This window comes from Janthinobacterium sp. SUN033 (genome assembly GCF_030397595.1).
GTDB lineage: Bacteria > Pseudomonadota > Gammaproteobacteria > Burkholderiales > Burkholderiaceae_D > Janthinobacterium > Janthinobacterium kumbetense.
On the sequence record NZ_JAPQNV010000001.1, the window covers coordinates 550,759 to 565,425 of the forward strand.

Below are 14,667 nucleotides of genomic sequence, written 5' to 3' on the forward strand. Positions count from 1 at the left end.
GTAAAAAAACCGGGCGAGCCCGGTTTTTTCTTATCTTACTGCCAGAATTTCCACCACTTGCGTTCCTTGTTCACCCCTTCCGGGCTGAGGAATGCCGTGTTCGGGTAGTTCTTGGTCAGCACGCGCAAGGCATCGTCGCGCAAGTCGGTCAAGCCCAGCTTGTCATATGAGCGGTACATGATGAACAGCGCTTCTTCGATGGCCGGCGAAGCGGCAAAGTCGCTGACCGTCGTTTGCGCGCGGTTGGCGGCGGCCAGGTAGGCGCCGCGGCGGTAGTAATAGCGCGCCACGTGCACTTCGTATTTCGCCATGGCATCGACCAAATAGTTCATGCGGGCCAGCGAATCGGGCGCGTATTTGCTATTTGGAAACTTGTCGACCAGTTGCTTGAAGGCGGCAAACGCTTCGCGCGTGGCTTTCGGATCGCGCTCGGTCGGATCTTGCTCGTACAGGAAGTTCAGGAAGCTGATCTGGTCGTTAAAGCTGATCAGGCCCCGCAAGTAGTACATATAATCCACATTCGCGTGGTTCGGATGCAACTTGATGAAGCGTTCGACGGCAGCCAGTGCCTGAGCCTGGTCTCCCGACTTATAATACGCGTAAGCGATCTCCATCTGCGCTTGCAGAGCATAGTTGCCGAAAGGATAGTTAGCCTCCAGCTTCTGGAACAGGCCGATTGCAGCTTCATAGTGCTGCCCGGCCATTTCTTCACGCGCCTCCGAGTATAATTTCGTAACGGACCAGTTTTTGGTCTCATCCACTTTTTCAGGCAACAAGCTGCAAGCGGACATGCCGAGCAGAACGACTGAAGCGACTACCAACGATAATTTTTTTTGCATGACGTTTTGCAAGAAGGTTTTAACCAAGATTTTACAATAGGCTGATTATAGCCGATGGGAATGCTGTGATATTAACTCCGAAGCCTAATTTGGCTGACCCCGCGTTTGACTCCCTTTCTGACCATGTTGCCGAAGAGGCGTTTGACGGCGATTTTGCCGCCGACGACGTCTTCGAGGAAATGGCCCCGATTACATTGGAACTGACGCCGGACGCCTGCGGCCACCGCCTCGATAAAGTCATCGCCCAGCTGGTGCCGCAATACTCGCGCAGCCGCTTGCAATTGTGGCTGGAAGCCGGTTTCGTGACCGTCGATGGAAAAGTTGCCAAACGCAACATGACCGCCTATGGCGACGAGAAGATCGTCATTCTGCCGCAAAGCGCGCCGGAAGACGAGGCTTTTAAGCCGGAAGCGATGGAATTGAACATCGTGCACGAAGATGAGCATATCATCGTCATCAACAAACCGGCCGGACTGGTCGTGCATCCGGGCCCCGGCAACTGGTCGGGCACCCTGCTCAACGGCCTGCTGCACCACTGCCCGCAACTGGCGGGTGTGCCGCGCGCCGGCATCGTGCACCGCCTGGACAAGGATACGAGCGGTTTGATGGTCGTCGGCAAGACCCTCGCTTCGCAAACGGACCTGGTGCGCCAATTGCAGGCGCGCACCGTCAAGCGCGAATATTTCGCACTCGTGTGGGGCACGCCGAAGGCGGCGGGCACCATCGATGCGTCCATCGCGCGCCACCCGCGCGACCGGGTCAAGATGGCCGTCTCGGAAAACTTCACGGCCAAGCCTGCCATCACGCACTATGAATTGATCGGCAGCGGCGAACTCGACCGCCGTCCTGTAAGCCTGATGCAATGCCGCCTGGAAACAGGCCGCACGCACCAGATCCGCGTGCACATGCAGCATCTGGGCTTTGCGCTGGTCGGTGATTATGTGTACGGCAAGCAGCACCTGGTGTCCGTCTTCTCGCGCCAGGCACTGCAGGCGCGCCGCCTGGGCCTCGTGCATCCGGGCACCCTGGAAGCGTGCGAGTGGATCGTGCCGCTGGCCGACGATTTCGCCCAACTGATCGCCACGGCCGGCATTCCCGAGCCGGAACAGGTCTGATGACGGCTGCCTTGCCTTATATCACTCCCCATTGGCCCGGCCTGCCCGCGAACGTGGGCGCGCTGGCGACCGTGCGCGCGGGCGGCGTCAGCCAGGGCCCGTATGGTGACGGGCAGGGCGGCGGTGGCTTGAACCTGGGTACGCACGTGGGCGACGAGGCCACGCACGTGGCAGCCAACCGCGCGCGGCTGGCGGGCGCCTTGCCATCCGAGCCCGCTTGGCTGTCGCAGGTGCACGGCGTGGCCGTCGCCGATGCTGCCAGCCTGGACGGTTGCGTGCCCGATGCCGACGCCAGCATCGCCACGCAGGCGGGCGCCGTGTGCGTGGTGATGACGGCCGATTGCTTGCCGGTATTGTTTTGTTCGACGGACGGCCTCGTCGTCGGCGCGGCCCACGCGGGCTGGCGCGGCCTGGCCAACGGCGTCTTGCAGCGCACGGTGGACAGCATGCGTGCGCAGGGCGCGACGGATATCCTCGCCTGGCTGGGGCCGGCCATTGGTCCACAGCAATTCGAAGTGGGGCACGATGTGTTGCAAGCGTTTCAAGACGGCGCGCGCGATGATGCTGAGCGGCAAGTGTTGAGCGCTTCCTTCGTCGCCATCGCTGGCAAGCCGGGCAAGTACCTGGCCGACATCTATGCGCTGGCGCGCACCATGCTGCTGCGCGATGGCGTGGCGCAAGTGGCGGGCGGGGAATATTGCACCGTCAGCGATGCGGCGCAGTTTTACTCGTACCGGCGCGATGGCGTCACGGGAAGACAGGCCAGCTTGATCTGGCGCAAATAATCTGCACGGCAGACACTTATGTGTCTGCCGTTTTTGTTTTATCGTCTGCTGAGGCCAGCGCGCGGGCTTGCAGTTCCGCGATGCGCGCCGCCTTGCGTTTGCGTCTCCTTGAGCCCGTCAGATAGAATAGGATGGACAGCGGGATGACGCAGTACAGCACGAAGGTCATCACCCCGGCGACGATGGACGGTTCCGTCAGCGCCATGAGGCCGACGACATAGATCCAGGCAACAGCGGTCATGAGCATCATTGGTATTGGCAGTCAGTAAGAGTTTGCATGCAGGTGGCCCGGAAGTAATTATTTATCAATTCTTGAATGGATTTATATAGCTATGAACATGCCCGATCCTCAAATGATGACCAAGGAATGGATGGCGCAGATCAGCAATCCTGAACAGTGGAAGACGTGGTTCAACATGGTACCGCAGCCCGCCGGCAATCCGATTGCCGGCATTTTGCAGGACGCGGGCGCCAGCATCAAGCCGGAAGCGATCGAGCAACTGAAAAATGCCTACGTGGCCAAGCTGACGGGCTTGTGGGCAGACTTTATGGCCGGCAAGGCGCCGGAATTGAAAGACCGCCGTTTCTCCGCGCCCGCCTGGCACGCCAGCCCCCTGTCTGCCTTCAATGCGGCGGCCTACCTGCTGAACGCCGAATTTCTCAGCGCCATGGCCGACGCTGTGGAAGCGACGCCGCACCAGAAGCAAAAGATTGCGTTTGCCGTGCAACAAATCGTCGACGCCATGTCGCCCGCCAATTTTCTTGCCACCAATCCCGACGCGCAGCAAACCCTGATCGAGACCAAGGGTGAAAGCCTGGCCAAGGGCTTGAGCAACATGCTGGCCGACATGGGCAAGGGGCGCATTTCGCAGTCCGACGAATCGGCCTTCGAAGTGGGCCGCAACGTGGCCACCACGCCGGGCACGGTGGTGTTCGAGAACGCGCTGTTCCAGCTGATCCAGTACACGCCGACGACGGCCACGGTACACCAGCGGCCGCTGCTGATGGTGCCGCCGTGCATCAATAAATTCTATATCCTTGACTTGCAGCCAGAAAACTCGCTCGTGCGCTATGCGGTGGAGCAGGGCAATACCGTGTTCCTGATGTCCTGGCGCAATCCGGACCTGAGCATGCAGCACCTGACGTGGGACGATTACGTCGAGCAAGGCGTGATCGAAGCCATTCGGGTCACGCAGGACATTTCCGGCCAGGACAAGCTCAATATGTTCGGCTTTTGCGTGGGCGGCACCATCGTCTCGACGGCGCTGGCCGTGCTCAAGGCGCGGGGCGAGAATCCGGCCGCCAGCCTGACCTTGCTGACCACCTTCCTCGATTTCTGCGACACGGGCGCGCTCGACGTCTTTATCGACGAGCCGCAAGTGGCGCTGCGCGAGCAGACGCTGGCCAAGGGCGGCCTGATGTCGGGCCGCGACCTGGGCAGCACTTTTTCGAGCCTGCGGCCGAACGACCTCGTGTGGAACTACGTGCAGTCGAATTACCTGAAGGGCAAGGAACCGCCCGCGTTCGACTTGCTGTACTGGAATGGCGACGGCACGGGCTTGCCGGGCCCCATGTTTTGCTGGTATCTGCGCAACACCTACCTGGAAAACAGCCTGAAAGTGCCGGGCAAGCTGACGGTGGCCGGCGAAAAGGTCGACTTGAGCAGCATCGACGCGCCCGCGTTCATCTACGGTTCGCGCGAAGACCATATCGTGCCCTGGGGCGCGGCGTACGCCAGCATGGCCGTGCTGAACCCGAAAAAGCCGAAAGCCAACCGCTTCATCCTCGGCGCCTCGGGCCATATCGCCGGCGTGATCAATCCTGCCTCGAAGAAAAAGCGCAGCTACTGGAGCAATGACGCGGGCAAAGGCGCACGCACGGCGAAAGCCAAGCCCTTGACGGCCGAACAGTGGATGGAAGGCGCGACCGAGCACGTGGGCAGCTGGTGGCCCGAATGGGCGGCTTTCCTGGCCGAACACGGCGGCGCGCAGGTGAAGGCGCCGGGCAAGCCGGGCAACAAACGCCACGCGGCAATCGAGCCGGCGCCGGGGCGGTATGTTAAAGTCAGGGCGGACTAGTTTACAAAAGCTTCTGGCCCGGCAAGACCGGCGTAATCTCCGGTCTTGTCAGGAATCTACTTTTAGTTGCGTTGCAATAAATGCGGGAATCTACTACCCTGATGTGCAATGGAGCCGTTTTCCACTCTATAATGGAAAACGTAGGCAGGTGCGAAAGCGGACCCACGTTCGCTTTTTTTTCGGATTAACTCAGTATGCGCTGCGGCGCAATAAGTGGAACTTGTGATGAGTAGTGCAAAAAAAAGTATAGACCGCCTGATTAAAAAATATCCCAACCGCCGTCTGTATGACACGCAAACCAGTTCCTACATCACCTTGACGGACGTCAAGCAGCTGGTGTTGGACAATGAGGTGTTTACCGTCGTCGATGCCAAGTCCAATGAAGATTTGACGCGCAGCATCTTGCTGCAAATCATTTTGGAAGAGGAAGCGAACGGTGCGCCCATGTTCTCGAGCAGCGTGTTGTCGCAGATCATCCGCTACTATGGCCACGCCATGCAGGGCATGATGGGATCCTACCTGGAAAAGAACGTGCAAGCGTTCACCGATATCCAGCACAAATTCACGGGCACGTCGGCCGGCAGCTTCGAAGGCAAGCCCTTCAGCCCTGAAATGTGGACCCAGTTCATGAATGTCCAGGGCCCGATGATGCAAGGCATGATGAACAACTACATCGACCAGAGCAAGAGTCTGTTCGTGCAGATGCAGGAACAGATGCAGAGCCAGAGCAAGAATCTGTTCGGCACCTTCCCGTTCGTGCCGCCGGTACCTCCAACCGACAAAAAGTAATCGATCCGACACACTCCCGGGCGATTCGATCGCCTGGGAGTTGTATTGGCGTCATCAAAACAGCATAGTTCTGCCAGCAAGGGGCGGCTCGGGGTACAATAGCCGATTCGCCTCACCATTTTACTAGCTGCCAACTATGTCTGAAATTCACCGTATTCCCGTTCCTTCCGCCCAGCCCGAGGCCATGCTGGCCATGCCAGGTGCGGCGCCGAAAGTGGGCTTTGTCTCGCTCGGCTGCCCGAAAGCGCTGGTCGACTCCGAACAAATCCTGACCCAACTGCGCGCCGAAGGCTACGAAACGGCGAAATCCTACGCTGGCGCCGATCTGGTGATCGTCAATACCTGCGGTTTTATCGATGCTGCCGTGCAAGAGTCGCTCGACGCCATCGGCGAAGCGCTGGCTGAAAACGGCAAAGTGATCGTGACCGGCTGCCTGGGCGCCAAGAAAGATGCTGCCGGCGACGACATCATCATGAAGGTGCACCCGAAAGTGCTGTCCGTCACGGGCCCGCACGCGCTGGCCGAAGTGATGGATTCCGTCCACTTCCACCTGCCGAAACCGCATGCGCCTTTCCTCGACCTGGTGCCGCCGCAAGGCGTCAAGCTGACGCCGAAGCATTACGCCTACCTGAAAATTTCCGAAGGCTGCAACCACCGCTGCAGCTTCTGCATCATCCCGTCCATGCGCGGCGACCTCGTCTCGCGCCCGATCGGCGAACTGATGATCGAAGCGGAAAACCTGTTCAAGGCCGGCGTCAAGGAATTGCTGGTCATTTCGCAAGATACCTCGGCGTATGGCGTGGACGTGAAATTCCGCTCCGGCTTCTGGAATGGCCGTCCCGTGAAGACCCACATGACGCAACTGACGGAAGCGCTGGGCGAGCTGGCCAAGTCCTACGGCGCCTGGGTGCGCTTGCACTACGTGTATCCATACCCGCACGTGGACCAGATCATCCCGATGATGAGCGGCGGCCACATCCTGCCATACCTGGACATTCCGATGCAGCATGCGCACCCTGACGTGCTGAAACGCATGAAGCGTCCGGCCAGCGGCGAGAAAAACCTGGACCGCATCCAGGCCTGGCGCGCCATCAACCCGGACCTGACCATCCGCTCGACCTTCATCGCCGGTTTCCCTGGCGAAACGGAAGCGGAATTCGAGTACTTGCTGGACTTCCTCAAGGAAGCACAGATCGACCGCCTCGGTTGCTTCGCGTATTCGCCTGTCGAAGGCGCGACCGCCAACGAAATCGCCAATCCCGTGCCGGAAGAGCTGCGCGAAGAGCGCCGCGGCCGCGTCATGCTGCTGCAGGAAGAAATTTCCAAGAAACGCCTGCAAGCCAAGGTCGGCAAGACCGTGCGCGTGCTGATCGATGAAGTCACCCGCTCCGGCGGCGTGGGCCGCTCGTCCGCCGACGCGCCGGAAATCGACGGCGTCGTGTATGTGAAGCCGCCATTCGAACCGCACCGCAAGCTGGCCGTCGGCCAATTCGTCGATGTGACCATCACCTCGGCCGACGCGCACGACCTCTGGGGTGCTGCCGAGTAAAAAACGTCCATGCCGGCGTTGCGCTGCCTTGCCGTACAGCAAGGTACTGCCTGCGGCAGCGCGCCTTGGCCTGAACGTTTTTACGCGGTGAAGATGATATTTGACAAGGTGTAACACTCTGTCATACGTACGGCGTACAGGGCGTAAAGCCCTTACAATCAAGGCGGACCAGTAATTGCTGGCCCGCCTTTTTATTTGCCGACGACGCCATGACCACACCCAAAACCCCCCAGACGGCGCTGATCCACAGCGATTACCAGGCGCCGCAAGGCTTTGCGGCGTTTCCCAACGCCATCCATCACGCATCGACCGTGCTGTTCAAGGATGTGGCGGCCATGCGCTCGGGCGACTGGAAAGAAAAGAACGCCTACACCTACGGCTTGCACGGCACGCCCACCACCTTCACCCTGGAAGCGCGCCTGGCCGAGATCGAAGGGGGCAAATACTGCCTGCTGGCGCCGTCGGGCCTGGCGGCCATCGCCATGGCGGACTTTGCCCTGCTCAAAACGGGCGATGACGTTTTATTGCCGGAAAACATCTACAACCCGAACCGCGAACTGGGACGCTGGCTGGCGCAGGATTTCGGCATCACGGCCCGCTATTACGATCCGCTCATCGGCGCCGGCATCGCGGGCTTGATCCAGCACAATACCAAGCTGATCTGGACGGAAGCGCCAGGCTCCGTGACGATGGAAGTGCCGGACTTGCCCGCCATTTGCGCGGCCGCCCATGCGCGCGGGGTGCTCGTCGCCCTGGACAACACCTGGTCGGCGGGCCTGGCCCTGCGCGGCTTTGACCTGGGCGTGGACATCATCATGCAGGCGCTGACGAAATACCAGTCGGGCGGCTCGGACGTGCTGATGGGCGCGCTGCTCACGCGCGAGCGGGCGCTGCACGACCGTCTGGCGCAGGCGCACATGCGTCTGGGCATGGGCGTGGGGGCGGACGACGCCTACCTGGTGCTGCGCGGCTTGCCCACGATGAAGCTGCGCTTCGACGCCCACGACCAGGGCGCGCGCACGGTGGCCGCCTGGCTCAAGGGGCGCAGCGAGATCGCCACGGTGCTGCATCCGGCCTTCGACGATTGCCCGGGCCACGCCATCTGGCAGCGCGATTTCACAGGTGCGGGCGGCCTGTTTTCCGTGCTGTTCGATGCCCGCTACACGGAGGCGCAGACGGACCGCTTCGTCGATGCCTTGCAGTTGTTCAAGATTGGCTACAGCTGGGGCGGCGCGAACAGCCTGGTGATGCCGTACCGCATCGCCGCCATGCGCAAGGGCTGGCAGTTGCCGGGCCAGCTGGTGCGCCTGAACGTGGGACTGGAAGATCCGCAGGATCTGATCGCCGATATCGAACGGGCGTTCGCGGCGATGTAGCGGCAAGCGGGCAAGCACGATAGCTTGCCCACAAGTAATTTACAGGGGCACGGGCTTGTTGTTGTTCAAGTCGAGGAAGCCGCGCAGCAGGCGGTAGGCTTTCCACAGCCAGGCCACGCCCCACACGAGGAAGGCCAGCGGGATGCCGATCAGCGTGATCCACAGGATGGCGCCGACGACGATCCAGGCCACGTACCACCAGAAGGAACGGATCATCCAGCTGTGATGGCTGTACACGAAGGTCCCGGCCGCCTCGTCCCGCTTCACATAATTGATGATGAGCGGAATGAAGGAAAACGCGCCCAGCGAAAACACGAAGCTGGCGCCATGTATCAGGTACAACCACCAGGCCAGGTTCTTGGTCTGCTGGAGTTGGGTATCCAAAATAATATCTTGTGACATGAAGGCTCCCGTCGTTGCTCAATTTTTAATTGTAACAAGCAAAGCGGCGCAGGAGCGCAGTCCATGGAAAAAGGCAGAATACATTGTTGAAACGAAATCGCTATCCCACCCTGGCCGCGCGCGCCAGGTCATGGCTGCGCCAGGCTTTGCCGGCCTTGCTGCTGTGCGTCACGGCTGCCCATGCCGCCGGCGCCCCGCTGGAGGCGGAGTTTGCCGCCGGCTTGAAGGACGAGGGCCTGGCGGGCGCCGTCTGGAGTGAAGTCTTGCCTGACGGAACAGTCAAAGTCGGCGCGTCCGGCCTGCGCGATACCGCCAGGCGCATGCCCATGCAGGCGGATACGCGCATGCAGGTGGGTTCCGTGGGCAAGGTGGCGCTGGCGCTGGGCGTCTTGCGCCTGGTCAGCGAAGACCGGCTCACGCTCGATACGCCCCTGCAGCAGGTGCTGCCGGAACTGGCGCTGAAAAACCCGTGGCAAGCCAGCGACCCCGTGCGCATCCGCCACCTGCTGGCGCATACGTCCGGCCTCGACAACGTGCGCTTCTGGCAGGCGTTCAGCCTGAACCCGGCGCCGCAGACGCCGCTGGCCGACGCTTTTGACGGCGACCGCAACCTGCTGCGCGTGCGCGCCCGGCCCGGCAGCCGCTATGCATATTCGAACATGGGCTATGGCTTGCTGGGCATGGTGATCGAGAAAATCACGGGCCAGCCGTACGAGCGCTATCTCGACGCGCAGCTGCTGCAGCCGCTGGGCATGGCGGACAGCACGTTCGCCTTCGTTACGCAAGTGAGCACGCAAATGAGTACGCAAATGAGTACGCAGGCGGGTGCGCAGGCTGATCCGCGCCTGGCCATGGGCTACTTCGAGCATGGCGTGGCGCAGCCGGCCGTGCCCCAGTATTTGCGTCCGGCCGCGCAATTTACCACCACGGCGGCCGACATGGGCAAGCTGGCGCAATTCCTGATGGGCGACGGCAAGCTGCAGGGCAAGCGCTTCATCGACCTGGCGCTGATGGGTGCCTTGTCCGAGCCGGCCGGCACGGATGCGGCGCAGGCGGGCCTGGCCACGGGCCACGGCCTGGCGCTGGCCGTGCGCGACCGCCACAATGTGGTGGGCGCCTGCCATCCGGGCACGGCCGTGGGTTTCCGCGCCATGCTGTGCCTGTATCCGGAGCAGGACAGCGCCTTCTTCGTGGCCTTCAACACGGATGCGGAGCAGGCCGACTATGAACGCTTCAACCGCCTGCTGCTGCGGAACCTGGAACTGCCGCTGCGCGCGCCGGCCCCGCGCGGCACGCCCGCGCCCACGGTGGAAAACTGGCAGGGCGTCTACCTGCCGTCGCCCAGCCCCATGGCCAGCATGGCCTGGGTCGATGCCGTCTTCGGCTTTACGCGCCTGAAATGGGATGGCGAATCGCTGTTCCTGATCCCGTTCCAGGGCGAGCCGAAGGAGCTGGAACCGGTGGGCGGCTTGCTGTTCCGCGCCAGCGACCGCAGCACGCCGTCGCATGTGCTGATGCAGGAGGATGGCAAGCATGTGCTCAGCGACGGCTTGCGCAGCTATGAGCGCGCGTCGATGCTGCGCATGCTGGTGCTGTGGGGCAGCCTGGCCCTGGGAGCGGCGGGCTTGCTGTATGTGCTGGTGGTGGGCGTCTGGCGCGCCGCGCTGCGCAGCCTGGGGCGGGGCGATCACCTGTTCGCGCCCTTGCTGTCGCTGCTGGCGCTGCTCCTGCCGCTGCCGTTTTTCTATTTCCAGTCCTACCTGCGCCTGGGCGACGTCACCATCGCCAGCGTGCTGCTGGCGCTGGCGACGGGCGCGCTGCCGCTGGCGACGGCGTTCGGTCTGGCGCGCTGCTGGCGCAGCCGCGGCACGGCGGCCGAGGCGGGTTCGTGGGCAAAATGGGATTGGGTGGCCTTGCTGGCGGCCTTGCAACTGCTGCTGGTGCTGGCCTGGTGGGGATTGCTGCCGCTGCGCCTGTGGCACCTGTAGCCGGCGCTCAGCGCCAGGCGTGCAGCAGCCGGTGCCACCAGCGTTGCGCTGGCCTGGGCTGGCTGCCATGGCCGGCGCGGCCGGCCCGCTTGGCGCGATAGCTGGCGGCCGCCATGTGCAGGCCGATGCGGTCCATCGCCGCCATCGCGTCCGCCTCCTGCGGCGACAATCCATGCCGCAACGCTTGCGCACGGGGTTCCAGCAGGAAGGCGGCACGCAGGGCGTCGTCCGTGTACAGCCTTGCCAGATAGGTTTCCAGTGCGGGGGAACTCATGCGTTTCGCCCCGCGCGCAAGGCCGTGCGCGCCAGCTCCAGCTGGTCCAGCACGTGCCCGAACGACGGGTAATTGCCGTCGCGTTCGACGATCACCGTCAACGGTTGCGGCGCCTGGCGCGCCAGCACGGTCAACAGGGCGAAGACGGCGGGCGGCACGTCGTGCAGATGGTCGTCCAACAGGCGCTGGCCGCCGCCGGGCGCGTCGATCCAGTGGCCGCCGCTCAGGTGCACGGCGCCGACCCGGGCCAGGGGCAGGCGCAGCAGCAGTTGCTCCGGGTCATGCCCGAAATTGACGGCGTTCGCATACAGATTATGCAGGTCCAGCAGCAGCGGCACTTGCGCGCCGTCAAGGATGTGCGTCAGCCACCCGGCTTCGTCCAGCGTGCTGGCGGGCGGCTGGACCAGGGTGGCGATGTTTTCCATCAGCGGCGCGCTGCCGACGATGCGCGTGGCCAGCGCGATATTGGCGATGGCGCCGGCGGCGCTGTGCGGCGTGCGCGGCGGCGCCGCCAGGTGGCCGATTTCCACGCCGCCGGCGCGCACGAAACTCAGGTGCTCGGACCACGATTCCGCTTGCACCTCCTTCATCAGGCGCGCCATCGCATGCAGGCGGCGCGGGTCGGCGGGAATCGTCGACGCCAAGCCCATGCCCACGCCGTGCAGGCTGACGGGCACCTGGCGCGCCAGGCTGCGCAAGGCGGCGATGCCGGAGCGCGCGGCGTGGTAATAATCGTCGGCGATCACTTCCAGCACGTCGATGTGCGCCAGGTTGGACAGGATGCCGGTCGCCAGTTCGCCGCGCCAGCCCAGGCCGACGCGGTCGCGCGCGCTCCCCTGGCTAGCTGCCACAGCCGCCGCCACCGCCGCAACCGCCGCAGCCGCTGCCGCAGGAAGAACCGTCGCCGCCGCCCGACGAGCCGCCGCCGGAGTCGCCCGAGCTGCCGGACGAGGAGTCGCCGCCGCCGTTTTGCCGCGGTACCGGGTACAGCTGGGTGACATACGCGTACACCGACGGCGGCAGGGCGCCGAGGCCGAAGATGGCCGCCAGCAGGGCCATGTCGGCGCTGCTGCTGCCCGCCTGCAGGCGCGATGAACGCATGTTCAGCCGGCCAAACAGCATGCGCAGGTCGGTCAGCAGCCGCTGCGCGCTCCAGCTGGTCGCCTGGGTGCGCAAGCCGCGCAGCATGAGCAGGAAGATCGCCAGCAGCAGCGCCAGGAACAGCAGGTTGTAGTGCTGGCGGCTGATGGCGATGACGGCCTTGACGGCGGCCACCGTCAGCAGCAGCCAGTGCGCCGTCCAGGTGATGCGTTCGCGCCGGCGCAGCAGCGGCGGGCCGACCAGCAATTGCTGCTGCGTCAAGGTTTCCAGGTAGGCGCGGCACGAGGGCAGCATCTCGGCTTGCACGGCCAGTTCCTTGCTGTGGCCCTGACGGCCCAGGTACAGCTGCAGCACGTCGCGTTCGATGTCATGGCTGGCGAAGCGCAGGCTGTCGGCGCTGGCCGTTTCCAGCAGCGGGCCGTCGGCGCGCAGCAAGCCGCGGTCGACCAGCACGACGGCGGCGACTTTCACGGCTTCGAGGGCGCCGCCGCGCAGGAAGGCGATGCGGTACGGGTCATCGGCCAGCGACAGCTGGGCGTGCGGATTGCGCAATTCCATGCGTATCAGCAGCTCGCGCGCCAGGTAGTACACGAGCGTGCCAAAGACCAGGTAGGCGAGCAGGAACCAGGGCCCGCTCCAGTCGAACGGATTGGCGCCGTTCACCGCATCTGCTCCGCGTGTTCGCGCAAGTGTCCGGTAATCGTCATCAAGCCCGCAAAGGCGGGCAAGGCCTGCCCCGGCGCCAGGCGCGCCGTTTCGCGCGCCGCCGACATGGCTTGCAGGGCCGCGTGCAGGGCTGGCTCGCCCAGCTGGTCGACAAATGCTTCGAGCGCCTGCTTGCCGGACAGCCCGGACTTGCCCTCCAGCTGCGCCAGCGACGCCGCGGACGAGCGCAGGGGGCCGGCTGCGTCGGCGATGGCGCCGGCCAGCTGTTCTTCATTCAGGCTCACCAGCAGATACCGTTCGCGCATGCGCACCTGCTGGTTCAGCAGCACTTGCCGCAAGCGCCGCAGCACGGCGTCGCGGTTCGTGCGCAGGCTGGCGAAAGGGTCGGCGCCGTGCAGCACCTGGTGTCGCGCGATGATGTCGGCGAACTTCACGGCGAAGGCGTCGGCGGCCTGCGTCAATTCGCCCTCGAGCAGGAACATCACCTGCAAATCGATGGCGGCGTGCGCCAGGCGCAAGGGCCCGCGCAGCGCATCGGCCGCCTGCGGCGCAAAGCGCTTGAGCAGCAACAGCAGGTTGACGTCGGAGGTGGCGCGCACCTGGCCATCGGCGGCCGAGCCAAACAGCACGGCGGCGGCAAGGTCGTCACCAAAGGTGTTTTGCGCGGCGGCGACAAACACATCCAGGTGGCGTTGTATCTCTTCTGGCAGCGGTGGCGGCATGCGGTGTTCTTTCACGATGGGTTGGCAGGATGCGCATAAGTTTGCAATATAGCAAACTTATGCCATCGTGCGCGCACCGTCCGCCAGATGGCGCCGACTCAGGTCAATACGTTGAGCAAGCCATCGAGACCCACGAAGTTCAGCGCCACGTCCGCCTGCGAGCGCACCACGGGCTTGGCGCGGAAGGCCACGGACAGGCCGGCGATGCCCATCATTTTCAAGTCGTTGGCGCCGTCGCCCATGACGATGGCCTCGGACGGGGAAATGCCCAGCTCCGCGCACACGCGTTCCACCGTGCGCTGCTTTTCCTCGGCGTCGACGATGCCGCCTAACACCTTGCCCGTCAGCTTGCCGTCGACGATTTCCAGTTCGTTCGCATGCGTGTAATCGAGGCCCAGACGCTCCTTCAGGCGTTCGGTGAAGAAGGTGAAGCCGCCCGACACCAGCAGGGTTTTCAGGCCCGCCTTCTGCACGGCCGCCAGCATGGTTTCCGCGCCCGGCGACAGTTTTAAGCGTTCATCGTAGACGCGCTGCAGGGCCGAGGCATCGAGGCCTTCGAGCAGTGCCACGCGCTGTTTCAGGCTGGAGCTGAAATCGAGTTCGCCCCGCATGGCCGCTTCCGTGATGGCCGCCACCTGCGGTTTCAAGCCCTGCATGTCGGCGATTTCATCGATGCACTCGATGGTGATCAGGGTCGAATCCATGTCCATCGCCACGAGCTTGAATTCGCCGAGCTCGCGCTGGCCCATCATGTAGGTGGCGTCCAGCTGCGCCGCCTGGGCCGCCACTTCGATGGTGGGGCGCAGCGCGGGTGAATAGGCGATCTGCTCGCAGCGCACGGCGTTCGGACCCAGGCGCGTGATGGACGTGGGCGCGGCCAGCGCGGCGATGCGCTCGAGGCGGGCGCTGTCGCCGTCCAGGCCCTGCAGGATCAGATTCATGGTGATGGTCTTGGTATTGGTCATGGGTCAGCCCTGCATAAA

Annotated in this window: 15 protein-coding genes; 7 read left to right on the top strand and 8 right to left on the bottom strand. The window is 63.5% G+C overall.

Annotated features, from left to right (window positions below):
- Window positions 1-35 precede the first annotated feature (35 nt).
- Entirely contained in the window at window positions 36-839 is an 804-nt protein-coding gene (locus OX460_RS02625; RefSeq protein WP_077405789.1) for an outer membrane protein assembly factor BamD, read from the bottom strand.
- Window positions 840-928: 89 nt separating this feature from the next.
- On the opposite strand from OX460_RS02625, the gene OX460_RS02630 reads away from it, so the two are divergent.
- Window positions 929-1,954: an RluA family pseudouridine synthase gene (locus tag OX460_RS02630; protein WP_099667537.1), complete on the top strand. Its 1,026-nt coding sequence runs from the start codon at window positions 929-931 to the stop codon at window positions 1,952-1,954.
- A complete protein-coding gene (pgeF, locus tag OX460_RS02635; protein WP_289897543.1) occupies window positions 1,954-2,739 on the top strand; it encodes a peptidoglycan editing factor PgeF in 786 nt (261 codons plus the stop codon). Before OX460_RS02630 ends, pgeF begins: the two co-directional genes overlap by 1 nt.
- 16 nt (window positions 2,740-2,755) lie before the next feature.
- On the opposite strand, the gene OX460_RS02640 is transcribed toward pgeF, so the two are convergent.
- Window positions 2,756-2,989, bottom strand: a complete 234-nt coding sequence (locus tag OX460_RS02640; RefSeq protein WP_306558479.1) for a hypothetical protein — start codon at window positions 2,987-2,989, stop codon at window positions 2,756-2,758.
- Window positions 2,990-3,071: 82 nt separating this feature from the next.
- Here OX460_RS02640 and phaC point away from each other — a divergent pair, with 82 nt between their 5' ends.
- From phaC to OX460_RS02660, 4 genes are all read left to right on the top strand, one after another.
- Entirely contained in the window at window positions 3,072-4,817 is a 1,746-nt protein-coding gene (gene phaC / locus OX460_RS02645; RefSeq protein ID WP_289897544.1) for a class I poly(R)-hydroxyalkanoic acid synthase, read from the top strand.
- Window positions 4,818-5,042: 225 nt separating this feature from the next.
- Entirely contained in the window at window positions 5,043-5,606 is a 564-nt protein-coding gene (gene phaR / locus OX460_RS02650; protein ID WP_010399000.1) for a polyhydroxyalkanoate synthesis repressor PhaR, read from the top strand.
- A gap of 193 nt (window positions 5,607-5,799) precedes the next feature.
- The gene (rimO, locus tag OX460_RS02655; RefSeq protein WP_176389289.1) at window positions 5,800-7,155 is read left to right on the top strand and encodes a 30S ribosomal protein S12 methylthiotransferase RimO; all 1,356 of its coding nucleotides are present in this window, start codon (window positions 5,800-5,802) and stop codon (window positions 7,153-7,155) included.
- Between the two features lie 209 nt (window positions 7,156-7,364).
- A complete protein-coding gene (locus tag OX460_RS02660) occupies window positions 7,365-8,531 on the top strand; it encodes a cystathionine beta-lyase (protein WP_289897545.1) in 1,167 nt (388 codons plus the stop codon).
- Between the two features lie 39 nt (window positions 8,532-8,570).
- Here the strand turns inward: OX460_RS02660 and OX460_RS02665 are convergent, their stop codons facing one another.
- Window positions 8,571-8,933, bottom strand: a complete 363-nt coding sequence (locus OX460_RS02665) for a hypothetical protein (RefSeq protein ID WP_289897546.1) — start codon at window positions 8,931-8,933, stop codon at window positions 8,571-8,573.
- Window positions 8,934-9,019: 86 nt separating this feature from the next.
- On the opposite strand from OX460_RS02665, the gene OX460_RS02670 reads away from it, so the two are divergent.
- Entirely contained in the window at window positions 9,020-10,921 is a 1,902-nt protein-coding gene (locus tag OX460_RS02670; protein ID WP_289897547.1) for a serine hydrolase domain-containing protein, read from the top strand.
- A gap of 7 nt (window positions 10,922-10,928) precedes the next feature.
- Here OX460_RS02670 and OX460_RS02675 read toward each other — a convergent pair whose 3' ends face one another.
- The 5 genes from OX460_RS02675 to serB all read right to left on the bottom strand — a co-directional run bounded on the left by OX460_RS02675 (window position 10,929) and on the right by serB (window position 14,625).
- On the bottom strand, window positions 10,929-11,195 hold the full coding sequence (locus tag OX460_RS02675) for a hypothetical protein (protein ID WP_289897548.1): 267 nt from the start codon (window positions 11,193-11,195) through the stop codon (window positions 10,929-10,931).
- On the bottom strand, window positions 11,192-12,046 hold the full coding sequence (locus tag OX460_RS02680; protein WP_289897549.1) for a DUF692 family multinuclear iron-containing protein: 855 nt from the start codon (window positions 12,044-12,046) through the stop codon (window positions 11,192-11,194). The genes OX460_RS02675 and OX460_RS02680 overlap by 4 nt, the downstream gene beginning before the upstream one ends.
- A complete protein-coding gene (locus OX460_RS02685; RefSeq protein ID WP_289897550.1) occupies window positions 12,036-12,959 on the bottom strand; it encodes a TIGR04222 domain-containing membrane protein in 924 nt (307 codons plus the stop codon). The genes OX460_RS02680 and OX460_RS02685 overlap by 11 nt, the downstream gene beginning before the upstream one ends.
- Window positions 12,956-13,684, bottom strand: a complete 729-nt coding sequence (locus tag OX460_RS02690) for a nucleotidyltransferase domain-containing protein (RefSeq protein ID WP_289897551.1) — start codon at window positions 13,682-13,684, stop codon at window positions 12,956-12,958. Before OX460_RS02690 ends, OX460_RS02685 begins: the two co-directional genes overlap by 4 nt.
- A 98-nt stretch (window positions 13,685-13,782) precedes the next feature.
- Window positions 13,783-14,625, bottom strand: a complete 843-nt coding sequence (gene serB, locus OX460_RS02695; RefSeq protein ID WP_289898407.1) for a phosphoserine phosphatase SerB — start codon at window positions 14,623-14,625, stop codon at window positions 13,783-13,785.
- Window positions 14,626-14,667: the final 42 nt, after the last annotated feature.

Bases quoted from the DNA above. Each gene is read 5' to 3' on its own strand.
- OX460_RS02625 (WP_077405789.1), bottom strand. From the start codon at position 839: ATGCAAAAAAAATTATCGTTGGTAGTCGCTTCAGTCGTTCTGCTCGGC.
- pgeF (WP_289897543.1), top strand. From the start codon at position 1,954: ATGACGGCTGCCTTGCCTTATATCACTCCCCATTGGCCCGGCCTGCCC.
- OX460_RS02640 (WP_306558479.1), bottom strand. From the start codon at position 2,989: ATGATGCTCATGACCGCTGTTGCCTGGATCTATGTCGTCGGCCTCATG.
- phaC (WP_289897544.1), top strand. From the start codon at position 3,072: ATGAACATGCCCGATCCTCAAATGATGACCAAGGAATGGATGGCGCAG.
- phaR (WP_010399000.1), top strand. From the start codon at position 5,043: ATGAGTAGTGCAAAAAAAAGTATAGACCGCCTGATTAAAAAATATCCC.
- rimO (WP_176389289.1), top strand. From the start codon at position 5,800: ATGCCAGGTGCGGCGCCGAAAGTGGGCTTTGTCTCGCTCGGCTGCCCG.
- OX460_RS02660 (WP_289897545.1), top strand. From the start codon at position 7,365: ATGACCACACCCAAAACCCCCCAGACGGCGCTGATCCACAGCGATTAC.
- OX460_RS02665 (WP_289897546.1), bottom strand. From the start codon at position 8,933: ATGTCACAAGATATTATTTTGGATACCCAACTCCAGCAGACCAAGAAC.
- OX460_RS02675 (WP_289897548.1), bottom strand. From the start codon at position 11,195: ATGAGTTCCCCCGCACTGGAAACCTATCTGGCAAGGCTGTACACGGAC.
- OX460_RS02690 (WP_289897551.1), bottom strand. From the start codon at position 13,684: ATGCCGCCACCGCTGCCAGAAGAGATACAACGCCACCTGGATGTGTTT.
- serB (WP_289898407.1), bottom strand. From the start codon at position 14,625: ATGAATCTGATCCTGCAGGGCCTGGACGGCGACAGCGCCCGCCTCGAG.